The organism is Streptomyces sp. NPDC001594, assembly GCF_042893675.1.
Classification (GTDB): Bacteria; Actinomycetota; Actinomycetes; order Streptomycetales; family Streptomycetaceae; genus Streptomyces.
The window spans coordinates 215371-238125 of the sequence record NZ_JBIAVB010000009.1 but is presented as its reverse complement, the minus strand read 5'-3'; the positions used below and the strand labels follow the sequence as shown (position 1 = coordinate 238125).

Below are 22755 nucleotides of genomic sequence, written 5' to 3'. Positions count from 1 at the left end.
CCGCCTCCCGGTCCTGCGGGAGGCGGCGCGCCGGTTCAGGTACGACCCGTGAGGTGTATGTGTCCACGCTCCAGACCGAGCACGTGTACAAGGTGTTCGGAAGGAACCCCGGCGACGCCGCAGCCGCGGTCCGCGCGCTCGAGGAAGGCGCCGACCGCGAGGCGCTGCGCGCCGACGGTACGACGGCCGCTGTGATCGACGTCTCGTTCAGAGTGGAACCGGGCCAGATCTTCGTCGTCATGGGCCTGTCGGGATCCGGCAAGTCCACCCTGCTGCGCATGCTCAACGGGCTCCTCGAGCCCACCTCGGGACGCGTTCTCTTCGACGGCGAGGACCTCACCGCCCTCGACCCGCGCGAACTGCGCCGCGTCCGCTCCACCAAGATCAGCATGGTCTTCCAGCACTTCGCGCTGTTCCCGCACCGCAACGTCCTGGAGAACGCCGGCTACGGACTGGAGGTCCAGGGCGTCCCCCGGGCCGAGCGCGAGCGCAGGGCCGCGGAGGCCCTGGAGCTGTGCGGGCTCGGCGGCTGGGAGAAGTCCTGGCCCGACGAGCTGTCCGGCGGCATGCAGCAGCGCGTGGGCCTGGCCCGCGCCCTGGCCACCGACGCCGACCTGCTCCTCATGGACGAGTCCTTCAGCGCCCTCGACCCGCTGATCCGCCGCGACATGCAGGACCAGCTCCTCGAACTCCAGCGCACCCTGAAGAAGACCATCGTCTTCATCACCCACGACCTCAACGAGGCCATGCGCCTGGGCGACGGCATCGCCGTCATGCGGGACGGCCGCGTCGTCCAGCAGGGCACCGCCGAGGACATCCTCACCCGCCCCGCCGACGACTACGTCGCCTCCTTCGTCCAGGACGTCGACCGCTCGCGCGTGCTCACGGCCGACGCCGTCATGGCGCCGGCCCCCGCCGGCGCCGAGCCGTGCGGCTGCCCCACGGTCAGCGCCGACACCCCGCTCGCCGACGTCTGCGCCGTCAGCGTCCGCGTCCCCCACCCGGTCGCCGTCACCGGGGCGGACGGCACCGTCGTCGGCGCCGTGCCGCAGGGCCGCCTCGTCCGCTTCATCGGGGACGAGCAGCGTCCCCCGCTCCGCTGCGCGGAGGTGGCCGCCTGATGCCCCGCCTGCACCTCGGAGACTGGGCCGACAGCGCCGTCGGCTTCCTCCAGCGCCACCTCTCCTGGCTGTTCGACGCCATCGGCGCCCTCGTCACCACCCTGGACGACGGCATCACCGCGGTCCTGTCGGCGCCCGCCCCGCTGCTGTTCGCCGGGATCCTCGCCGTCGCCGCCTGGTGGCTGCGCGGCCTCCTCGCCGGCCTGCTCGCCTTCGCGGGCCTCGCGCTCGTCGACTCCCTCGGCCTGTGGTCCGAGGCCATGTCCACCCTCTCCCTGGTCCTGGTCGCGACCCTCGTCACCCTGGTGATCGCCGTCCCGCTCGGCATCCTGGCGGCGCGCTCCGACCGGACCAGCGCGGTCCTGCGCCCCGTGCTGGACTTCATGCAGACCATGCCCGCCATGGTCTACCTCATTCCCGGCATCATCTTCTTCGGCGTGGGCGTCGTCCCCGGGATCATCGCCACCATCGTCTTCTCGCTGCCACCCGGCGTACGCATGACCGAGCTCGGCATCCGCCAGGTCGACGGCGAACTCGTCGAAGCCGCCGAGGCCTTCGGGACGGCGCCGCGCGACGTCCTGCTCCGCCTCCAGCTGCCGCTGGCCCTGCCCACGATCATGGCCGGCGTCAACCAGGTGATCATGCTGGGCCTGTCCATGGTCGTCATCGCCGGCATGGTGGGCGGCGGCGGACTGGGCGGCGCCGTCTACCGGGCCATCGGCAACGTCGACATCGGGCTCGGCTTCGAAGCGGGCCTGTCCATCGTGATCCTGGCCATGTACCTGGACCGGATGACCGGCGCCCTGGGCCGCCAGGTCTCCCCGCTCGGCCGCCGCGCCCTGGCCGGGGCCCGCTCGGCCGCCGGCGGCGCGGCCCGGCTGTGGGGCCACCGCCCCCAGCCCGCCCACGCCGTCGCCGGGGTCCTGGTCCTGGCCCTGACCGCCGGCGCCCTCAACGCCTTCGCCGGACCGGCGCGGGGCGGGGACGGACCGGCCGGCGCCGCCGACACCGGCCGCGGCCGCACGATCTCCCTCGGCTACATCCCCTGGGACGAGGGCATCGCGTCCACCTTCCTCTGGAAGGAACTCCTGGAACGGCGCGGCTTCAAGGTCGACGCCCGCCAGCTGGAGGCCGGAGCGCTCTACACCGGGCTCGCCGGCGGGGGCGTCGACTTCCAGACCGACTCCTGGCTGCCCGTCACCCACGCCCAGTACTGGAAGAAGTACGGGGACAGGCTGGAGGACCTCGGCTCCTGGTACGGCCCGACCTCGCTGGAGCTGTCCGTCCCCTCCTACGTGAAGGACGTGCGCTCCCTCGCCGACCTCAAGGGCAAGTCCGGCCGCTTCAAGGGCCGGATCATCGGCATCGAACCGAGCGCCGGCGAGATGGCGCTGCTCAAGGACAAGGTGATGAAGGAGTACGGCCTGGAGGGCGAGTACCAGGTGGTCGACGGATCGACCCCCGGCATGCTCGCCGAGCTGAAGCGGGCCTACGAGAAGAAGGAGCCCGTCGCCGTCGCGCTGTGGTCCCCGCACTGGGCCTACTCCTCCTACGAGCTGACCAAGCTGGAGGACCCCAAGGGTGCCTGGGGCAAGGGCGACGGCATCCACACCCTCGCCCGCAAGGGCTTCGCGGCGGACGAGCCCGAGGTGGCGCGCTGGCTGCGTGACTTCAAGCTCACCGAGGAGCAGCTGACCGGGCTGGAGGCGAAGATCCAGCAGACCGGCAAGGGCAAGGAGCAGCAGGCCGTCCGCGCCTGGCTGAAGGAGAACCCGGACGCCGTGAAGCTCTCCTGAGGGCCGCCACCCCCCAGCGGCCGCCGCCCCCACGGCTCCACCGGCCACCCGACGCCGTAGCGCGCCGGAAGTCATGTTCCTCACGCCCGGGACCGCCGACTGTGCCTACCATCGGCGGTGTCTGCGAGGGGAGCCGTACATGAGTACCGCGAAGGACCTGTTCGTCATCGCGATGGAGCCGGGGGCGCGGCAGCCCGTGGGGCAGGGCGATCTCTCGCTCGCCCTCGCGGGCGCGGAGCTGATCGATCTGCTCGCGGCGCGCACCGTCATCCTGGACGGCGACCGCATCGTGCCGGGCGGGACCGGTGGGGCCGACACCGACCCGCTCCTGGCCGAGGCGGCCTCCGCCCTCACCCGCACCACGCCCTACGAACGCGTCGAGGACTGGCTGTGGCGGCGCGGCCGCGACCTCGCCACCGCCTACCTCACCACCCTGGAGGCGGAGGGGCGGCTCCTGCGCACCCGCGGCGGCCGATCGCCCTTCGGCCCCGACCGGGTGGAGCCGGCCGACACCCCCGACCGCCGCCGCGCCCTCGACCGCCGCGAGCGCGGCGAACCCGTGCTCGCCGTCCTCGCCTCGGCCGTGGGCCTCGATGACACGGGCCCCGGGGCGGCCGACGGGCCCGGCCCCGACCCGGAGGACGAGGAGGTCGGCACCGTCCTGGCCGCCGTCGGCGACGCGGTCATGGAGCTGGAGGCCGTCCGCCAGCGGCGGTCCATCGAGAAGGCGGCCTTCGCCAACATCTGGCGGGCCTGAGCCGGCCGGCCGGGCCCGCACCGGTCAGGGCGCGAACCGGGCCACGGCGCCCGCCTCCAGGGCGACGTACAGGGCGCCGTCGGGGCCGAAGGCGAGGCCGTGCGGTTCGGGCGCGGTCGCGTGAGCCGCGTCGCACACCTCCGGCGCACCGGGCGCCCCGGGCGCGCCGGAGGTGCCGACGGCCGGCAGCGCGTAGCCGGTGATGCGGCCGTCCGGAGTGATCCGGCCGAGCCGGCCCGTCCCCCATTCGGTGTACCAGCAGCCGCCGTCGGACCCCGCGACCACGGCGTGCGGGCGGGAGCCGGGGTCGTCGAGCGGGTACTCGGTGATCGTCCCGTCCGGCCGCAGGCGGCCGATGAGGCCGGCCGCGATGTCGGTGAACCACAGCGCTCCGTCCGGGCCCGCGGCGATGCCGACGGGAGCGGCGTCCGGCCTGGGCAGCGGGTGCAGGGTGACCTCTCCGCCGCAGGTGACGCGGCCGAGGGCGGCGGCCCGGTTGAGGGTGAACCACAGGGCCCCGTCCGCGCCCGCCGTGATGAAGGCGGGGAAGGCGTCCGCGACGGGCAGCGGGAAGGCGGAGACCTGCCCCTCGACGGTGATCCGGCCGATCCGGCCGGACCGCGTCTCGGTGAACCAGAGCGCCCCGTCGGGGCCCGCGGTGATGCCGAACGGGGCGCAGCCGGGTTCGAGTCCGTGATCGGTGAGGTCGCCGCCGGGGGTGATGCGGCCGATCCGGTGGTCGCGCATCCGGGTGAACCAGAGGGCGCCGTCCGGCCCCGCGGTGATCACGGAGGGGCCGGATCCGGGGGCGCCGAGCGGGTGGACGGCGTGCTCGCCGCCGGGGTGGAGGCGCAGCACGGCCCCCGCGTGCACGAGCGTGGCCCACAGCGCCCCGTCGGGTCCGGCGGTGATGCCGTAGGGGCCGGTGGCCGTACCGGGCACGGGGTGGAGGGTGAACCGGGGATCGGCCATCGGACTCCTTGAAGCGACGATGCTTAAAGCGACGGTCATAGCGTTAGGATGGTGGCATGGACACCACCACCCCGGCAAGCGACCGTTCCGGCGGCCCCCGCCCCGGCGGCCGCAGCGCCCGCGTCCGGGCCCAGGTCCTGGAGGCCACCGGCCGACGGCTGGCCGAGGAGGGCTACGACGCGCTCACCGTGGACCGCGTGGCGGAAGCCGCCGGAGTGCACCGCACCACGGTCTACCGGCGCTGGCGGGACGTCGGTGGACTGCTGGCCGATCTGCTGGAGGCCGCGGCCGACGACGCCTGGCGCCCGGCCGACACCGGATCCCTGGAGGGCGACCTGACGGCGATGAACCAGGAGGTGCTGGACGCCCTGGCCGCCCGGCCCTCGCTCACCCAGGCCCTGATCGCGGCCTCCTTCCGGTCCGCCGAAGCGGCCCGCGCCCTGCGCGCCTTCTGGGAGGACCGCTACGCCCGCTCGGCCGAGGCCGTCACCCGGGCCGCGCAGCGGGGCGAGGTGCCACCGGGGACCCTGGCGCGGCCCCTGCTGGTCGCGGCCACCGCGCCGCTCTACCAGGAACTGGTGCTGCTGGGCTCGCCGCCCGACCCGGCGCTGCCCGCCGCGGCCGCCCGAGCCGCCGCGCTGGCCGCCCGCGCGGGCGCCTTCACGGCGCCCGCGCACGGCTGACCAGCCGCCTCCGCCGGACCGGAGGGGGAGGCCGGTGCGCCGCTGTCAGCGGGCGGAGGGCGGCAGCCGGACCCGGAACAAGGCCCCCCGCCCCGGCGCCGTCCGCAGCTCGAGCTCGCCCCCGTGCGCCGCCACGAGCGCGGAGGCGATGGCCAGGCCGAGGCCGGCCCCGCCACCGCCCTGCCGGCTGCGCGAGGCGTCCACCCGGTAGAACCGCTCGAACACCCGGGCCGCCTGCTCCGGGGCCAGCCCCGGCCCCCGGTCGGCGACCTCGATGACCGGGCAGCCGTCCACCGTGCCCACCCCGATGCGCACCGGGGAGCCGCCAGGAGTGTGCGCGACGGCGTTGCCGACCAGGTTCGCCACCACCTGGCGCAGCCGCGCCTCGTCACCCTCCACCGGCGCCGGTCCGGGCGCGCCCAGGCCGTCCGGCCCGCTCAGCGTGACCTCCCGTGCCGGATCCAGGGCCCGGGTGTCGTGCAGGGCGTCCACCGCCAGGGTCCGCAGGTCCATCGGGGCCGGCTCCAGCGGGCGCTGCTCGTCCATCCGGGCCAGCGTGAGCAGGTCCTCCACCAGGGCGCTCAGGCGCACCGCCTCGCTCTCGACGCGGGCCATGGTCCGCCGGACGTCCGCCTCCTCGGTGAGGGCGCCCATCCGGTACAGCTCGGCGAAGCCGCGGATCCCCGCCAGCGGCGTGCGCAGCTCGTGGCTGGCGTCCGCCACGAAGCGCCGCATCCGGCTCTCCGAGGCGGTGCGCGCGGCGAACGCCGACTCGATCTGCGCGAGCATGCCGTTGAGGGCGCTGCTCAGCCGCCCGGTCTCGGTCCGGGGCGAGGCACCCGGGATGCGGTGCGACAGCGGCCGCCCGGCCGCGATCTCGGCCGCGGTCTCCTCGATCCGCCGCAGCGGCCGCAGCCCCGCCCGCACGGCGAACCACCCGGCCACCGCCAGCAGCAGGGACACCACCAGTCCGATGATCCGGAAGGCGGTCGCCAGGCTGTCGAGGGTCGAGGTCACGTCCGCCAGCGGAGCCGCGACCACCACCCCCGCCGGCAGCGCCGGATCGTCCCCGTCCACCGGCACGATCAGCACCCACCAGGTGCCCTCGCCGTGGTCGCTCGGCACCTCGAACGGCTTCCCGGTACGGGCGCGCAGCCCCGCCGCGTCCATCGCCGGCCACAGCGGGGCCGGGTCCCCGGCCGCCACGGGCTGCCGCAGCGGCTGCGTGACCGTGCCGTCCGCCTCGGCGAAGGCCATCACGTACTGGCTCGGCAGCCAGGCCCGGCCCCCGCCGGAGTGCCCGGAACGCGGCTGGGGGCGGCCCTCGGCCCGAACCCGGTAGGCCATCGAGTCGCCGAACCGCTGGAGCTGCTGGTCCACCCGCCCCAGCAACTGGGCCCGTACGGAACCCAGCACGACCGTGTCGCTGACGGCCAGGCCCAGGGCCACCAGCACCATCGACAGCGCCACGAGCCGGGCCCGCAGGGACAGGGCGCTGAACGGGCGCGCCAGCCGCCGCAGCAGCCGCCGGGCCCGGGCCGGCCACCGGAAGGTCCGCCGCGCCACGTCAGCCCTGCGGGCGGCGCAGCACGTAGCCGATCCCGCGCACGGTGTGGATCAGCTTGGGGGACCCGTCCGCACCCGCATCCACCTTGCGGCGCAGGTACGAGATGTACGACTCGACGATGCTGAGGTCGCCGCCGAAGTCGTACGCCCACACGTGCTCCAGGATCTGCATCTTGGAGAGCACCCGGTCGGGATGGGCCATGAGGTACGCGAGCAGCTTGAACTCGGTGGGGGAGAGGGACACGGGCCGGCCGGCGCGCAGCACCTGGTGGCCCACCGGGTCCAGTTCGAGGTCGCCCGCCCGCAGCCGGCCGTCCCCGCCCGCCGCCCAGGTGCGGCGCAGGATCGCCCGGATCCGCGCGATCAGCTCCTCCAGGCTGAACGGCTTGGTGACGTAGTCGTCGCCGCCGGCCGTCAGTCCGCTGATCTTGTCGTCCACCCCGTCCTTCGCCGTCAGGAACAGCACCGGAAGGTGGTCGGCGCCCGGCCCGGTGCCGGCGGCCTCGCGCAGCCGCCGCACCACGGCGAAGCCGCTGATGTCGGGCAGCATCACGTCGAGCAGCACCAGGTCGGGACGTTCCTCGGAGACCGCGGCGAGGGCGTCGGCGCCGGTGGCCGCCGAGGTGACCTTGAAGCCGACGAAGCGCAGGGAGGCCGACAGCAGCTCCCGGATGTTCGGTTCGTCGTCGACGACGAGCAGGCTCGCCTCGGGCACGCCCGTGTCCATGCGGTCCTCCCTCTGGGGTCAGCCCCGGCCGCCGCCCGCGAAGCCCGCGGCGCCGCCCTGGGTAACGGTGGCCGCGGCGACGTCCCCGGAGGCGTCCTGGGTGCCGCGGACGGTCACGGTCTGACCCGGCTGGAGGTCGGACACCTTGCCGCTCTTGGCCTCGGTGATCTGGGTGTGGGTGTCGGTGGTGACGCGGACGACGTCGCCCTGCGCGTCGGTGACGTACAGGGTGCTGCCGTCGACGAGCTTCACGGTACCGGTGGTCGTCCCGCCCCCGGCGCCCGGGCCGCCGGTCGCACCGCCGAACCCCTGCCGCCGGCCGCCCTGCCCGCCGCCGGCCGCGCCGGTGCCCGTACGGCCCTGGCCTCCGCCGGCCGCCGCGGCGGCGAATCCGCCACCGCCGCGCGCGGCGCCGGAACCCTGCGACTGCCCCTTCTCCACCAGGACGCCCCCGGTGAAGGCCAGCCCGGCGACCACACCGCCCGAGAGCAGCAGGGTCAGCCAGGGCAACCGGGCCCGGGGCGGAGCGGCGAGTTCCGCCGAGATGTCCCGGGTGTCCGGGGGCTGGGCGAGGATCTCCTCGGGGTCGGCGGCCCGCGCCGGTTCCGGTCCCCCTCCGGCGGCAGAGCCGGCGCCGGAGGCCGCGACCGCGTCCGCCGAGGCGGCGAACACCTCCGCGAACGGCGCGAACCGCTCTCCGTCCGCCTCTGGCTTCTTCTCCGGTTCGGTGCGGCGTCGTGCCATGTTCTCCGTCTCTCCCTGTCCCTGCGTGTGCCGGCTCATTCGTGCCGCAGCGCTTCGATGGGCCGCAGGCTCGCGGCCCGGTTGGCCGGATAGCCGCCGAAGAACAGCCCGATCGCCACGGCGATGGCGAAGGCGCCGACGACCGACTCCGGAATGACCACCGGCTTGATGCCGACGATGGTGAAGTGCGAGCCGATCAGTCCGGCCGCGACGCCGAGCCCGCCGCCGATCAGCGACAACAGCGTCGACTCGGCGAGGAACTGGCCGAGGATGACCCCCCGGGGCGCGCCGATCGCCTTGCGGATGCCGATCTCACGGGTCCGCTCGGTCACCGTGACGAGCATGATGTTGGTGATGCCGATCCCGCCGACCAGCAGGGAGATCGCGGCGACGGCGCCCAGCAGCACCGTGAACGTCTTGTCCGTGGACGCCTGCGCGGTCAGCAGGGACGCCTGGCTGGCCACCCGGAAGTCCAGGGCGCCGGGGTCCTTGATGCCGTGCCGCGCCATCAGCACCGTCGTGACCTCGTTCTGCGCGTCCGTCGTCGCGTCGGCGGACTTCGCCTCCACGAGCACCTGCCCCAGCGGTCCGAACCCGGTGAAGGCGTTCTGCACGGTGGGCAGCGGGGCGACCACCACGTCGTCCGGGTCCTGGAACCCGGTCCCGCCCTTGGCGGCGAGCACCCCGACGACGGTGAACGGTGTTCCGCCGAGGACCACCTTGCGGCCCACCGGATCGGCCGTCCCGAACAGGTCGGCGGCCGTCGTCGCCCCGATCACGGCGACCTTGCGGGAGCCCAACACGTCGTCGTCGCCGAAGTAGTCGCCCTTGGCCACCCTGCTGTTGGAGGCCTTGAAGTAGGCCGGATACGTGCCGACCACCTGCCCGACGGTGTGGGAGGTGCCCTCGTAGAGCGCGGTCTGCGAGGTGGTGACCTCGGGCGCCACCGACTCGACGTGCGGGGCCGCCGAAGGATCGGCCAGCGCCCGCGCGTCCGCGACGGTCAGCGGCTTCGTACCCGTGGCCGGGCCGGAGCGCCCGCCGCCGGACCCGTTGCCGGAGGAGACGGTGAGGGCGTTCGTACCGAGCCGCTCGATGGACTCCTTCACCGCCTGCGAGGAGCCGTTGCCGACGGCCAGCAGCAGGATCACCGCGGCCACGCCGATCAGTACGCCCAGCATCGTCAGCGCGGAGCGCACCTTGTTCGCCGCGAGCCCGCCGAAGGCGAAGCGCAGCGTCTGGAACGGGTTCACCGCGCGCCCCCCGCCACCGTCTGCCGCTCGCGCATCGCGGGCGGCGGTCCGGCCACGGGCGCCTGCCGCACGTCCTCGACGATCTGACCGTCGACCAGGCGCAGGACCCGCTTGGCGTGCAGGGCCACCTCGTCCTCATGGGTGATCAGCACCACCGTGCGGCCCGAGGCGTTGAGCCGGTCCACCAGGGCCAGCACCTCCTCGGTGCTGTGGCTGTCCAGGTTCCCGGTCGGCTCGTCCGCCAGGAGCATGGCGGGCGCGGTCACCAGGGCCCGGGCCACGGCCACGCGCTGCTGCTGCCCGCCGGAGAGCTCGTTGGGCCGGTGGCCCAGCCGGTCGGCCAGCCCCACCAGGGTCAGCGCCGCCTCCGCGCGCCGGCGCCGCTCGGCGGCCTTGACCCCCGCGTACGCCAGCGGGAGCTCGACCTGGGCGATCGCGGTGGTGCGGGGCACCAGGTTGAAGGACTGGAACACGAATCCGATCTTCCGGTTGCGCACGAGCGACAGTTGGTGCTCGTCCAGGCCGCCCACGTCGATCCCGTCGAGGAGGTAGCGGCCCGAGGTGGGGACGTCCAGGCAGCCGAGGATGTTCATCAGGGTGGACTTGCCCGAGCCGGAGCTGCCCATGACGGCGACGAAGTCGCCCTGCTCGATGGTGAGGTCGACCCCGGCCCGGCGCCCCGTGGCGGGGTCGGCGGGCCCGCCCAGGGCGCGGACGGCCGCGTCGCCCTGCCCGTACGTCTTGAGCAGCGACCGGACCTCGATCACGGGCGGCACCGGCCGGCCGGCGGCCCCGGGCTCCAGGGCCCCGGGCTCCAGGGCCCCGGGTCCCCCGGCGCCGGGCGGCCCGGCGGGGCGGGTCCGGCGCGGCCACAGTGGCGGCGTCATCCGCGGCCACCCCCGCCCCCGCCGGACCGGAACCCGCCGCCCGCGCCACCGCCGCCGGCCCCGCCGCGGTTGCGGTTGCCGCCGCCGGCGCCGCCGGGGAAGGCCCCGCCGGGGAAGCCGCCGTTGCCGGCCGAGGACACCGTGGCCAGCTGTACCTGCTGGCCCTCGGTCAGCCCGCTGAGGATCTGGTCGCTGCCGTCGCCCTCCAGCCCGACGGTGACGGGCGTGCGCAGGGTGGTGCCGTCCGGCCGGACGACGGTCACGCTGCGGTTCGCCCCGGTCCCCGAGACGGCGGTGGTGGGGACGGACAGTGCCCCGGAGGCCTCGCCGACGACCACCTGGATGCTGGTGCTGAGCCCGCTGCGCAGGTCGTCGGTGGGGCTGGTGATGTTCAGGGTGGCCGCGTACTGCACGGCGCTCCCGCCGCCCGCGCCGCCGCCACCGGAGCCGCCGCTGCTGACCGGAAGCGAACTGACGGACAGGACCTGGGCGTTGAGGGTGCGCCCGGACACCGCGTTGAGGGTGACCGTGGCCGCCTGGCCGGGCTGGAGCCGCAGGGCGTCGGCCTCCGAGAAGTTCGCCGTCACCTGCATGCCCGAGGGGTTGGTGAGCACCACGAACCCGGACAGGGAGGAGGAAGGGGCCGAGGAAGAGGCCGAGGAAGAGGAGGCCGAGCCGCCGCCCGCGCCCGCGCCCCCGCCGCCGTTGCCCCCGCTGCCGCCACTGCCGCTCCCCGTGCCGCCCGTGCCCGGGACCGTGTCGCCGGTCCTGGCCGACACGGAGGCGACCGTCCCGGCGGACGGAGCCTTCAGCACGGTGCCGTCGACGGCGCGCTGCGCGGCGCCCACGGCGTTCTGGGCCTGGGTGAGCTGGGCGTTGGCCTGGGCCACCTGCGCGGGATCGACGGTGGGCGTGGCCGCCGGCGCGGAGCCGGTGCGTGAGGACGAGCCGCTGCCCGACGAGGCCGGGGCCTGCCCGGCCTCCGCCTTGGTGACGTTCGCCCGCGCCGCGGTCAGCGCGGCCTCGGCCTGCGCCAGGGCCTCCTTGGCGGCGGTCGCGTCGACCTTCCCCAGCACCTGTCCCGCGGTGACCTTGTCGCCCGCCTTGACGTCCACCTCGGTCAGCCGCCCGCCGGTGGTGAAGTTCACCCCGGCGTCGTTGGGCGAACTCAGGGAACCCGAGCCGGAGACGGTCGCCAGGACGGTTCCCTTGGCGACCGTGGCGGTCCGGGCGCCGCCGCGCGCCGGAGCGTCGGCGCCGGTGGTCACCGCCGCGTAGGCGCCGCCGGCGCCCGCGAGGACGGCCACGGCGAGCGTCGAGTTGATGAGGACGGCTTTGCGCCGCCGGGGGAGCACCTTCATGGAGCGGCATGCTGGCCCCCGGCACTTTGGAGGTCCTGGGAACTTCCTGGGAGTTCCCTGGGAACCGAGAGCCCGGACGGAAGGGACGTACGGCGGCGAACGGTGCGCAACGCCCGCCGTCCGGGCCGCCGCGGGACCCGGGCCCCCGCCCGTTCCCAGACAACTCCCAGCCGATGCCCGGCCCGCACCCACGTCCGTACGGTTCAGTCCCGGTTCACCGGTGTGCCCCAGCCGCCGGTGAACCGGAGCCCCGAGGAGAGCACGGACATGCCCAGGACCACCACCGGCCCCGCGTCCCGGGCGGCGCTGACCGCCGTGTCCCTCGCGGTCTCCGGGCTGCTGCTCGCGGGCTGCGCCTCCGGGTCCGGCGGCGCGGCCGCCGGCGGCACGGCGCCCTCACCGGGCGCCGCCTCGGCCGACGCCTACCGCGAGTGCCTGGCCCGGCACGGGGTCACCCCGGCCCCCCGCCCGAGCGGTTCGCGCGGCCCCGGAGGCGGCCCGGGCGGCTGGGGCGAGGGCTCCCACGGCCCCGGCCGGGGCCCGTCCGCCGACCCCCGGCGGCAGGAGGCCGCGCAGGCCTGCGCGAGCCTGCGCCCGCAGTTCGGCGGCGGCCGCGGCCGCGGCGGCGGTGGCGACGGCAGCGCCATGAAGGCGTTCACCGGCTGCCTCAAGGACCACGGGGTGGTCCTGCCCTCCGCCTCCCCGAACGCGCCCGGCACGCGCGGCTTCCCCACCTCCGACCCGGCCTCGGCCCAGGCCTTCGAGACCTGCAAGGCCCTGCTGCCCCAACGCCCCCACACCACCCCCACCCCCGGGACGACCCCCTCCGCCTGACCGCCCACCGCACCGCCCGCCGCCCTGGCCGGGCGGTCGAACGGGGGACGGCGGAACCGAACACCGGGCCAGGAGCCGGCCAAATCCTGATCAAGGAGCGGCGGCCCGAGCCGCCCTGACACGCGGTGCACGGCCCCCCGCGCCCCGTGTGCGACGGGCGACTTGACCGGGCCATGGGGCGGGCGGGGACCTGTTCGATCGCACGAGACAGCGGCCCGCGACGGGTGAACCGCCGACGGCTCGACGGTATCTGTGCAGGCGTACGGCAACCGCTCCCCGGGGCGGCGGACCGCACACCCCCCAGCACGTGAAACCGAGGCCCTGCCGATGTCAACCCTCCCGTCCGGCCACCACCTCCCCCCGGTCCCGAACCCGCGCAGCCGCCCGCGCGACGCCGCCGTCCTGCGCGGCGCCCCGGCCCACCCGCCGCGCACCCTCCTCGACGTCTTCGACGCCACCGCCGCCGCGCACCCGGCCGCACCCGCCCTGGACACCGGCGACCGGATCCTCCACTACCGCGCCCTCGCCGCCGAGACCGAGGCCCTGGCGGCACGGCTGCGCCGGGCCGGGGCCGGCCCCGGCGACCGGATCGGCGTGCGCGTCCCCTCGGGCACGGCGGACCTGTACGTGGCGGTGCTCGCGGTACTGCGCTGCGGCGCGGCCTACGTGCCCGTCGACGCCGACGACCCCGAGGAGCGGGCCGCCACCGTCTTCCGCGAGGCGGGCGTGTGCCTGGTCCTGGGCGAGGGGGCGGCCCTCGCACCCGGCGCGGTCCCGCCCCTCGGGAGCACGCCGGGAACCACGCCGCGCCCCGTCGTGCCGGGCGACGACGCCTGGATCATCTTCACCTCCGGATCCACCGGCCTCCCCAAGGGGGTGGCGGTCCGTCACCGCAGCGCGGCCGCCTTCGTCGACGCCGAGGCCGCACTGTTCCTCGCCGACCGGCCGCTCGGCCCGGGGGACCGGGTCCTGGCGGGGCTCTCGGTGGCGTTCGACGCCTCCTGCGAGGAGATGTGGCTGGCCTGGCGGCACGGCGCCTGCCTGGTCCCCGCCCCCCGCCCGCTCGTCCGGGCCGGCCACGAACTCGGACCCTGGCTGGTCGAACGGGGCGTCACCGCCGTCTCCACGGTTCCCACCCTCGCCGCCCTGTGGCCGCCCGGCTCCCTGGACCGGGTCCGGCTCCTGATCGTGGGCGGCGAGGCGTGCCCGGCGGAGCTCGTGGACCGCTTCGCCGTGGACGGCCGCGAGATGTGGAACACCTACGGCCCCACCGAGACCACCGTCGTGGCCTGCGCCGCCCGCCTGCGCGCCGGCGAACCCGTGCGGATCGGACTGCCGCTCGACGGCTGGGACCTGGCCGTGGTGGACGAGGCCGGCGAACCCCTGCCCCACGGGGAGGTCGGTGAACTGGCCGTCGCCGGCGTGGGCCTGGCCCGGTACCTCGACCACGCCAAGGACCGGGAGCGCTACCGGCCCTGCCCCGCCCTGGGCACCGACCGGGCCTACCGCACCGGCGACCTCGTCCGGGCCGACCCGCAGGGCCTGGTGTTCGCCGGCCGCGCCGACGACCAGGTCAAGATCGGCGGCCGGAGGGTGGAGCCCGGCGAGATCGACGCCGCGCTCACTGCGCTGCCCGGCGTGCGCGCGGCCGCGTCGGCCGTGCGCCGGACCCCGGCGGGCGGCCGGATCCTCGTCGGCTACGTGGTCCCCGGCCCGGACTACGCGCGCGACAGCGCCCGTCAGCAGCTCGCCCGGCTCCTGCCCGCCGCCCTCGTCCCGCTCCTCGCCGAGGTGCCGGAGCTGCCCACCCGCACCTCCGGCAAGGTCGACCGGGACGCCCTGCCCTGGCCACTGCCCGCCGACCCGGCACCGCAGGCCCCGATGACCCCGGCCGAGGCACGGCTGGCGGCCCTGTGGGAGGACCAGCTCGGCGTCCGCCCGGGCCCCGGCGACGACTTCTTCGCCCTCGGCGGCAGCAGCCTCGGCGCGGCCCGCCTCGCCTCCGCGCTGCGCCCGGACCACCCCGGCATCTCGGTGGCCGACCTCTACCGGCGGCCGGTCCTGCGGGACATGGCGGCCCACGCCGAAACCCTCGTCGCGGGCCGGGACCCGCGGCCCCCGGTCCGCCCCGTCCCGCGCCGGGCCGGCCTCGTCCAGTGCCTCACGCAGACCGCGGCCCACGCCGTCACCGGCCTGCGCGGCGTGGTCGTCCTGGCCGCCCTCGACAACGTCCTGGGCCTGCTCACCCCGCACGTCTGGACCCCGTACACCCCCTGGTGGCTCGTACTGACGGGCTGGCTCCTGCTGTTCACCGCCCCCTCCCGGTTCGCCCTGGGCACCCTCGCCGCACGGCTGCTGACCCGGGGAGTGCGCCCGGGCACGCACCCCCGCGGCGGCAGCGCCCACCTGAGGCTCTGGGCGGCCGAACGGGCCGTCGCCCTCTTCGGGGTCCCCGCACTGCTCGGCACCCCGTGGGCCGCCCGGTACGCCCGCGCCCTCGGCTGCGCCACCGGACCGGGGGCCGCCCTGCACGCGATGCCGCCGGTGACCGGCCTCGCCGAGTTCGGAGCCGGCTGCGCGGTGGAGCCGGAGGCCGACGTCCGCGGGTGGTGGCTGGACGGGGACCGGCTGATCGTCGGGGCCGTCCGCGTCGGGGCCGGCGCACGGGTCGGCCACCGCGCGGTGCTGATGCCCGGGGCGGAGCTCGGCGAGGGCGCCGAACTCGCCACGGGAGCCTGCCTCGACGGCCGGGTCCCGGCGGGCGAGACCTGGCACGGCTCCCCGGCCCGGCTCCAGTACGGGGCACCGGCCCACCGGGGCCCGCGCCCCACGGCGTCCCGGCCGCACGGACCGCTCCGCTGGCGGGCCGCCTACGCGCTCTCCCTGCTCCTGCTGCCCCTGCTGCCGGCCGTCGCGGCACTGCCCGTCGCGCTCGCCACCTACCAGCTCGTCAAGGACCGCGCCACGCTCGCCGGGGTCGCCGGGCGGCTGGTGCTCGCCGCCCCGCCCTCCGTCCTGGTGGCCGCGCTCTGCTGGACCGCCCTGGTCGCCCTGGTGGTCCGCGTCCTGGGCCGGCGCATCACCCCCGGCAGCCACCCCGCCGACGGCGGCGTGGCCTGGCGGGTGTGGCTGGTCCACCGGCTCCTCGACGGCACCCGCAGCGGCCTGTTCCCCCTCTACGCGAGCCTCGCCACCCCGCTGTGGCTGCGCCTGCTGGGCGCCCGGATCGGCCGGAACACCGAGATCTCCACGGTCCTGCCGCTGCCCTCGCTGCTCCGCGTCGACGACGGGGCCTTCCTCGCCGACGACACCCTCGTCGCCCCCTACGAACTCCGGGACGGGCGAATGCACCTGGGCGCGGTGCGGGTCGGCCGCCGGGCCTTCGTCGGCAACTCCGGCATCGTGGGCCCCGGCCGGCACGTCCCCGACGGCGCCCTGGTCGGCGTCCTCTCCGACGCCCCGGCCGACCCCGCCCCCGGCAGCTCCTGGCTGGGCCGTCCCGCCCTCGAACTGCCGCGCACCGCCCCGCCCGCCGACGCGAGCCGCACCTTCGCCCCGCCCCGGCGGCTGGTCGTCGCCCGGGCCGCCGTCGAACTGTGCCGGCTGCTGCCGCTGGTCTGCGGACTGCTGCTGGCCGAGGCCGTGCTCCTCGGTCAGCAGGACGTCCTGCTGACCGGCGGGCCGCTGTGGGCCGCGGCGGCCGCGGTACCGCTGCTGCCGGCCGCCGGGGTGGTCGCCGCCCTGACGACGACCGCCGCCAAGTGGCTGCTGGTCGGCCGGTTCCGGGTGGCCGAACACCCGCTGTGGACCCCGTTCGTCTGGCGCAACGAGCTGTACGACACCTTCGTCGAAACCCTCGCCGTCCCCTGGCTGGCCGGCCCCTACACCGGGACGCCGGTACTGAACTGGTGGCTGCGCACCCTCGGGGCGCGGATCGGCCGGGGCGTGTGGTGCGACACGCACTGGCTGCCCGAGACCGACCTGGTCACCCTCGGGGACGGGGCCACGGTGAACCGGGGCTGCGTCCTGCAGACCCACCTGTTCCACGACCGCATCATGCGCATGGACACCGTCCGCCTGGGCCCGGGATCCTCACTCGGCCCGCACAGCATCGTGCTCCCCGGCAGCACTGTCGGCGCCCACACCTCCGTGGCCCCCGCCTCCTTGGTGATGCGCGGCGAGACCCTCCCCGCGGGCACTGCCTGGGCGGGCAACCCCGTCGCGGGCTCCGCGCCCGCGACGCGGTCGCCCGGGGCGTGACCGTCGGCGCCCCGTCCCGGCCGGGCCCGCCCCGCAGCCGACGCGGCCCCCGGGCCGGCGGCCGGCCCCGGGACGGGACCAGCGCGCGCCCGGGGCGGCGGGATCCGGGCGGAAGCCCAGGCCGCGGAGCTGGTTGACGGTCGTCATGGCCAGGAACACCGGTGCGGGATTGGCCGGCAGCGTGCACGCGGCCTGCGCGGGCGCCGCGCCGAGTTCCGTGAAGGGGGGCGATCCGCTCGAAGGCCCGGGTCCGGTAGCCGACCGGGTCGTGGATCTGCCCGCACGGGGGGCACGCCGGCGCCGCGACACCGGCTGCTAGCTTCTTGCGCGTGCCGCACCACCAGGACGAGACCAGGGCCGCCTACGACGGCGTCGTCGAGCTCTACGCCTCGATGTTCGCCGACCACCGCCTGGAGACCCAGCCCTTCGCCCGGGCCATGATCGCCACCTTCGCCGAGCTGGTGCGCGCGACGGGCAACCCGCGCGCGGCCGACGTCGGCTGCGGGCCCGGACACCTGACGGCCATGCTGCACGACCTGGGCCTGGACGCCTTCGGCCTCGACCTCTCCCCGGGCATGGTCGGCCACGCCCGGCGGACCCGTCCGCGGCTCCGCTTCGAGCAGGCCCGGATGGAGGCCCTCCCGGTCGAGGACGGCGCCCTGGGCGGGGTACTGGCCCACTACTCGGTGATCCACACCCCGCCCGAGGAGCTGCCGGCCCTCCTCGCCGAGCAGGCGCGCGTCCTGGCACCCGGCGGCCTCCTCCTGGTGTCGTTCTTCGGCACCGAAGACCCGGACCCGGTCCGCTTCGACCACAAGGTGGCACCGGCCTACAGCTGGCCCGCGGACCGCCTGGCCGGCCTGCTGGCCGAGGCCGGCCTCCCCGTCTTCGCCCGCCTGCTCCACGACCCGGCCTCCCAGCGCGGGTTCCTCGACGCCCACCTCCTGGCCCGCCGCTCGTAACGGCGGCGTGACTACGTGTCGGCCAGCAGGGAGCGGCGCTCGTCGGGGGTGAGGCCGCCGCGGACGCCGTGCACGATCCGTTCGGCCAGGGCGTGGCGGCGGCAGGGGAGCCGGACCGGGCAGGCCCGGCAGACCTCGCGGGCGGCCTCCTCGCGCTGCCGGGCGGCCGCCGCGTGCTCGTCCGTGCTCCGTGCGAAGACGTCCCGGGCGGTCGTGAGGCACGGCAGTCCGCCCGGCCCGCCCTGGGGGGACGGGGGCAACGCGTGGGTACGGGGGAGAACGTTCACGGATGGCTTCCTTCGGCCCTGGGCGGTCCGTCATGACCGCGCTCTCTACACCCCCGTATCACCGCCATCCCCGCGTCCATGCGCGGCCGGCGTGAGGCCGCCGGCCGACGAGGAGCTCCCCGACGGCCGCGATCCCGTCCGCGGCGGCCCGTACCCCCACGGCGCCGAAGCCGGGGACGAGTTGCGCGGGCGTCAGCGCCCTCCCGCCCGGCGCGCGGCCCGGCTGCGAAGACCTCACCGGCCTTCGTTCCCGGGTACTGGTCCTCGTTGGTGGTGATGTACGGCGCCCCGCCGCGCCCGCGCCGCTCGTTGACCGGGCCGAACGGGGTGTCCTGCGTGGTGAACTCGCCCACCGGCCGGGCGCCGCCGCTCGCGAGGTCGCGCTCCTCCCACCGCTGCCGCCGCGCCTCGGCCCGCTCCCGCTTTCGTCGGAGACCCGCTGCACGTACGCGGTGGCGGCGGCGTTCCCCATGAGGGCAGCCCTCCACCGCATACGGGCACACCGGCCGCGGCCGCCCGCCCCCCGGGATCCCCGGCACGCCCCCCGGGCCACCCCGGACGGCCCCCGAAGACCCTCCCGCCGTCGGCCGTTCGGGGGAGGCCCGCCGGGGCCGCCGGGGGCGTGGGGCGTGCGCGGGCCCCCGAGGGGCCAGGCTGGGCAGCGGGACGGACGCAGGTCCCTCCCCCGACGGACGACAAGGGAGCTCGCCGTGGCCCACGCAACCGACCCGCCCGCACCCGGTCCCGCACCCGGCACCCCGGACGACGCGGCCGCCGGCGGGACGCGCTCCCGCGTGAGCCTGCACGTCAACGGGGTCCGCCGCGACCTCGACCTGGACCACCGCGTCACCCTCCTCGACGCCCTGCGCGAGCACCTGGGCCTGACCGGCTCCAAGAAGGGCTGCGACCACGGGCAGTGCGGCGCCTGCACCGTCCTCGTGGACGGTCGGCGCGCCAACGGCTGCCTGCTGCTCGCCGTCGCCCTAGACGGCCGCGCCGTCACCACCGTCGAAGGCCTCGCCGCGCCCGACGGCTCCCTCCACCCGCTCCAGCGCGCCTTCATCGACCACGACGCCTTCCAGTGCGGCTACTGCACCCCCGGCCAGCTCTGCTCCGCCGTCGGCGCGCTCCGCGAAGCCGCCGCGGGACACCCCTCGCAGGTCACCGCCCCCGCTCCCCAGGAAGGGCCCGTCACCCTGACCGAGCCGGAGATCCGGGAACGGCTCAGCGGGAACCTGTGCCGCTGCGGCGCCTACCCCGCGATCGTCCGGGCCGTGGCCGAAGCGGGCACGGACGCCGCGGCCACCGGCACCGGAGCGGAGGCACTCGCATGAAGCCCTTCGCCTACGTACGCCCCACCAGCCTCCGCGAGGCCGCCGACGCCCACGCCACGCACCCCGGCGCCCGCTACCTCGCCGGCGGCACCAACCTCGTGGACCTGATGAAACTGGGCGTCGAGACCCCCACCACCCTGATCGACCTTTCCCGCCTCCCCCTGGACGACATCACCGAACTCCCCGACGGCGGCCTGCGCGTGGGCGCCACCGTAAGCAACAGCGACCTCGCCGCCGACCCACGGGTGCGCGCCCGCTACCCCGCCCTCGTCCAGGCCCTCCTCGCCGGCGCCTCCGGCCAGCTGCGCAACGTCGCCACCACCGGCGGCAACCTGCTCCAGCGCACCCGCTGCGGCTACTTCCAGGACCTCTCCAAGCCGTGCAACAAGCGCGAACCCGGCAGCGGCTGCGCGGCCCGCGACGGAATCCACCGCGACCACGCGGTCCTCGGACACTCCGCCCACTGCATCGCCACCCACCCCTCCGACATGGCCGTCGCCCTCGCCGCGCTGGACGCCCGGGTCGAGCTGTACGGCGGGCCCGACAGCACCCGCACCGTCGCGGCCGCCGAATTCCACCGGCTGCCGGCCGACCACCCCGAACAGGACACCGTCGTCCGCCCCGGCGAGATCGTCACCGCCGTCCTCCTGCCCGCCCCGGCGCCCGGCACCCGCTCGCTCTACCGCAAGGCCCGCGACCGCGCCTCGTACGCCTTCGCCCTCGCCTCCGTCGCCGTCGTCCTCGACCTCGACCCGGCCGACGGCCGCGTCCGCAGCGTCGCCCTGGCCTTCGGCGGCCTCGCCCCCCGGCCCTGGCGGGCCACCACCGCCGAGGCCCGCCTCACCGGAGCCGAACCACACCCCGACACCGTCCGCGAGGCCGTCGACGCGGAACTCGACCGGGCGCAGCCCCTGCGCGACAACGCGTACAAGATCCCCCTCGCCCGCAACCTCGCCTGCGACACCATCGCCGCCCTCGCCGGTACGCGCCCCGGTCCCCCCGCCACCACCTGAGCGAGCGGCGCCGCCGACCAGGACAGGAGCACCATGAGCCCCACCTCCGCCACCCTCGACACCGCCGCTCCCACCGCCCGGGCCACCCTCGGCACCCCCGTCCCGCGCCGCGAAGCCCACGACAAGGTGACCGGCACCGCCCGCTACGCCGCCGAGCAGGACCCGCCCCGACGCGCCTACGCCTGGCCGGTGCCCGCGACCGTCGCCCGCGGCCGGATCACCTCCGTCGACACCGCCGCCGCCCTCGCCCTCCCCGGGGTCCTGGCCGTCCTCACCCCCCACGACGCCCCGCGCCTGGGCCCCTCCGACGACCCCACCCTCCAACTCCTCCAGGACCTGCGGGTACCGCACCGCGGCTGGTACGTGGCGCTCGCCGTCGCCGACACCCTGGAGGGCGCCCGGGCCGCGGCCGACGCGGTGCGCGTCGGCTACGAGCCGGAACCCCACGACGTCACCCTGCACGAGGGACACCCCGGCCTGTACACCCCCGAGGAGGTCAACGGCGGCTACCCCGCCCACCGCGAACACGGCGACCCGGACGCCGCGTTCGCCGCCGCCCCGGTACGCGTCGACGTCCGCTACTCGGTACCGCCCCTGCACAACCACCCGATGGAACCCCACGCCGCCACCGCCGACTGGGACGCCGAACGCGGCCACCTCACCGTGTACGACTCCTGCCAGGGCACCACCGTGGTGCGCACCGTGCTGGCCGGACTGTTCCGGCTGGCGGAGGACCGGATCACCGTCCTGGCCGAGCACGTGGGCGGCGGCTTCGGCTCCAAGGGCACCCCCCGGCCCCACCTCGTCCTCGCCGTCATGGCCAGCCGGCACTGCGGACGCCCCGTCACCGTGGCCCTGCCCCGGCAGCACATGGCCGCCACCGTCGGACACCGCGCCCCCACCCTGCACCGCGTCCGCCTCGGCGCCCGTCCCGACGGCACCCTCACCTCCCTCACCCACGAGGTCGTCACCCACACCTCGCGGGTGCGCGAGTTCGTCGAGCAGGCCGCCGTCCCCGCCCGGGTGATGTACGCCGTCCAGGACAGCCGCACCACCCACCGCGTCACCGCCCTCGACGTGCCCACCCCCTCCTGGATGCGCGCCCCCGGCGAGACCCCCGGCATGTACGCCCTGGAGTCGGCCATGGACGAGCTGGCCGACGCCCTCGGCATGGACCCCGTCGAACTCCGCGTACGCAACGACCCCGCGACCGAGCCCGACAGCGGCCGGCCCTTCAGCAGCCGCCACCTGGTGGAGTGCCTGCGCGAGGGCGCGGCCCGCTTCGGCTGGGCCGACCGGCGGCCGCCCCGGCGGGAGGGGCCGCTCCTCATCGGCAGCGGCATGGCCGCCGCCACCTACCCCGTGTACATCGCCCCGGCCGGCGCCCGGGCCCACGCCCGCCCCGACGGGACCTACCTGGTCGAGGTCAACGCCACCGACATCGGCACCGGCGCCCGTACGGTGCTCTCCCAGATCGCCGCCGACGCCCTGGGCGTCCCGCTCGACGCCGTCTCGCTGTCCCTGGGCAACAGCGCCCTGCCCGACGGCCCCGTCGCCGGCGGCTCCACCGGGACGGCCTCCTGGGGCTGGGCGGTCCACGACGCCTGCACCGCCCTGACCGACCGGCTGGCCCGCCACCACGGCCCCCTGCCCGACACGGGGCTCTCCGCGTCCGCGGACACCACCCAGTCGGCGAAACAGAAGTCCCCCTACGCGCGCCACGCGTTCGGCGCCCACTTCGCCGAGGTCCAGGCCGACACGGTCACCGGCGAGGTCCGGGTCCGCCGGCTCCTCGGTGTCTTCGCGGCCGGCCGCATCCTCAACCCGCGTACGGCCCGTTCGCAGTTCATCGGGGGCATGGTGATGGGACTGGGCATGGCCCTGACCGAACACAGCACCCTGGACCCGGCGTTCGGCGACTTCGCGGAACGCGACCTGGCCGCCTACCACGTACCGGTCAACGCCGACGTGCCCGCCGTCGAGGCCCACTGGATCGACGAACACGACAAGCACCTCAACCCGATGGGCGGCAAGGGCATCGGCGAGATCGGCATCGTCGGAGCCGCGGCCGCCATCGGCAACGCCGTGAGCCGGGCCACCGGCCGCCGCCTGCGCGACCTGCCCCTGACCCCGGACCGGATCCTGACCGCCCTCGCCGCCCCGGACACCCCGCCCGTGTGAGAACCGCCGCACTGGGC

The 22755-nt window shown here is 76.2% G+C and carries 18 protein-coding genes; 10 read left to right on the top strand and 8 right to left on the bottom strand.

Annotation, left to right across the window (positions count from 1 at the left end; all coding sequences use genetic code 11):
* Positions 1 to 59 precede the first annotated feature (59 nt).
* From ACFY0O_RS20115 to ACFY0O_RS20105, 3 genes are all read left to right on the top strand, one after another.
* Positions 60 to 1121, top strand: a complete 1062-nt coding sequence (locus ACFY0O_RS20115; protein ID WP_388948140.1) for a glycine betaine/L-proline ABC transporter ATP-binding protein — start codon at positions 60 to 62, stop codon at positions 1119 to 1121.
* The gene (locus tag ACFY0O_RS20110; RefSeq protein ID WP_388948138.1) at positions 1121 to 2917 is read left to right on the top strand and encodes an ABC transporter permease/substrate binding protein; all 1797 of its coding nucleotides are present in this window, start codon (positions 1121 to 1123) and stop codon (positions 2915 to 2917) included. Before ACFY0O_RS20115 ends, ACFY0O_RS20110 begins: the two co-directional genes overlap by 1 nt.
* A 139-nt stretch (positions 2918 to 3056) precedes the next feature.
* The gene (locus ACFY0O_RS20105; RefSeq protein WP_388948137.1) at positions 3057 to 3674 is read left to right on the top strand and encodes a GPP34 family phosphoprotein; all 618 of its coding nucleotides are present in this window, start codon (positions 3057 to 3059) and stop codon (positions 3672 to 3674) included.
* Between the two features lie 24 nt (positions 3675 to 3698).
* Here ACFY0O_RS20105 and ACFY0O_RS20100 read toward each other — a convergent pair whose 3' ends face one another.
* On the bottom strand, positions 3699 to 4646 hold the full coding sequence (locus tag ACFY0O_RS20100) for a virginiamycin B lyase (RefSeq protein ID WP_388948135.1): 948 nt from the start codon (positions 4644 to 4646) through the stop codon (positions 3699 to 3701).
* 56 nt (positions 4647 to 4702) lie between these two features.
* Between ACFY0O_RS20100 and ACFY0O_RS20095 the strand changes: the two genes are divergently transcribed.
* Positions 4703 to 5329 (top strand): TetR/AcrR family transcriptional regulator, encoded by a 627-nt coding sequence (locus ACFY0O_RS20095; RefSeq protein WP_388948133.1) that lies wholly within the window; start codon positions 4703 to 4705, stop codon positions 5327 to 5329.
* 45 nt (positions 5330 to 5374) lie between these two features.
* On the opposite strand, the gene ACFY0O_RS20090 is transcribed toward ACFY0O_RS20095, so the two are convergent.
* Genes ACFY0O_RS20090 through ACFY0O_RS20065 form a run of 6 tightly spaced genes read right to left on the bottom strand, consistent with a single transcriptional unit; the run spans position 5375 to position 11867 of the window.
* Complete coding sequence (locus ACFY0O_RS20090) at positions 5375 to 6895, bottom strand: sensor histidine kinase (RefSeq protein WP_388948131.1); 1521 nt, start codon at positions 6893 to 6895, stop codon at positions 5375 to 5377.
* Between the two features lies 1 nt (position 6896).
* Positions 6897 to 7622: a response regulator transcription factor gene (locus ACFY0O_RS20085; RefSeq protein WP_388948129.1), complete on the bottom strand. Its 726-nt coding sequence runs from the start codon at positions 7620 to 7622 to the stop codon at positions 6897 to 6899.
* Positions 7623 to 7640: 18 nt separating this feature from the next.
* Entirely contained in the window at positions 7641 to 8366 is a 726-nt protein-coding gene (locus ACFY0O_RS20080) for a hypothetical protein (RefSeq protein ID WP_388948127.1), read from the bottom strand.
* Positions 8367 to 8401: 35 nt separating this feature from the next.
* Positions 8402 to 9619, bottom strand: a complete 1218-nt coding sequence (locus ACFY0O_RS20075) for an ABC transporter permease (RefSeq protein ID WP_388948125.1) — start codon at positions 9617 to 9619, stop codon at positions 8402 to 8404.
* Complete coding sequence (locus tag ACFY0O_RS20070; RefSeq protein ID WP_388948124.1) at positions 9616 to 10506, bottom strand: ABC transporter ATP-binding protein; 891 nt, start codon at positions 10504 to 10506, stop codon at positions 9616 to 9618. The genes ACFY0O_RS20075 and ACFY0O_RS20070 overlap by 4 nt, the downstream gene beginning before the upstream one ends.
* A complete protein-coding gene (locus ACFY0O_RS20065) occupies positions 10503 to 11867 on the bottom strand; it encodes an efflux RND transporter periplasmic adaptor subunit (RefSeq protein ID WP_388948122.1) in 1365 nt (454 codons plus the stop codon). The genes ACFY0O_RS20070 and ACFY0O_RS20065 overlap by 4 nt, the downstream gene beginning before the upstream one ends.
* Positions 11868 to 12134: 267 nt before the next feature.
* Here ACFY0O_RS20065 and ACFY0O_RS20060 point away from each other — a divergent pair, with 267 nt between their 5' ends.
* From ACFY0O_RS20060 to ACFY0O_RS20050, 3 genes are all read left to right on the top strand, one after another.
* Positions 12135 to 12701: a hypothetical protein gene (locus ACFY0O_RS20060; RefSeq protein ID WP_388948120.1), complete on the top strand. Its 567-nt coding sequence runs from the start codon at positions 12135 to 12137 to the stop codon at positions 12699 to 12701.
* Between the two features lie 327 nt (positions 12702 to 13028).
* Entirely contained in the window at positions 13029 to 16961 is a 3933-nt protein-coding gene (locus ACFY0O_RS20055) for a Pls/PosA family non-ribosomal peptide synthetase (protein WP_388948118.1), read from the top strand.
* 329 nt (positions 16962 to 17290) lie between these two features.
* Positions 17291 to 17923, top strand: coding sequence for a class I SAM-dependent methyltransferase (locus ACFY0O_RS20050; RefSeq protein ID WP_388948116.1), 633 nt, complete (start codon positions 17291 to 17293; stop codon positions 17921 to 17923).
* Positions 17924 to 17934: 11 nt separating this feature from the next.
* Here ACFY0O_RS20050 and ACFY0O_RS20045 read toward each other — a convergent pair whose 3' ends face one another.
* Positions 17935 to 18210 (bottom strand): WhiB family transcriptional regulator, encoded by a 276-nt coding sequence (locus tag ACFY0O_RS20045; protein WP_388948114.1) that lies wholly within the window; start codon positions 18208 to 18210, stop codon positions 17935 to 17937.
* Between the two features lie 710 nt (positions 18211 to 18920).
* Between ACFY0O_RS20045 and ACFY0O_RS20040 the strand changes: the two genes are divergently transcribed.
* The 3 genes from ACFY0O_RS20040 to ACFY0O_RS20030 are packed head-to-tail and all read left to right on the top strand — an operon-like array spanning position 18921 to position 22738.
* Positions 18921 to 19544: a 2Fe-2S iron-sulfur cluster-binding protein gene (locus ACFY0O_RS20040; protein WP_388948112.1), complete on the top strand. Its 624-nt coding sequence runs from the start codon at positions 18921 to 18923 to the stop codon at positions 19542 to 19544.
* Positions 19541 to 20557 (top strand): FAD binding domain-containing protein, encoded by a 1017-nt coding sequence (locus ACFY0O_RS20035; RefSeq protein ID WP_388948110.1) that lies wholly within the window; start codon positions 19541 to 19543, stop codon positions 20555 to 20557. The genes ACFY0O_RS20040 and ACFY0O_RS20035 overlap by 4 nt, the downstream gene beginning before the upstream one ends.
* Before the next feature lie 33 nt (positions 20558 to 20590).
* The gene (locus ACFY0O_RS20030) at positions 20591 to 22738 is read left to right on the top strand and encodes a xanthine dehydrogenase family protein molybdopterin-binding subunit (protein ID WP_388948108.1); all 2148 of its coding nucleotides are present in this window, start codon (positions 20591 to 20593) and stop codon (positions 22736 to 22738) included.
* Positions 22739 to 22755 lie beyond the last annotated feature (17 nt).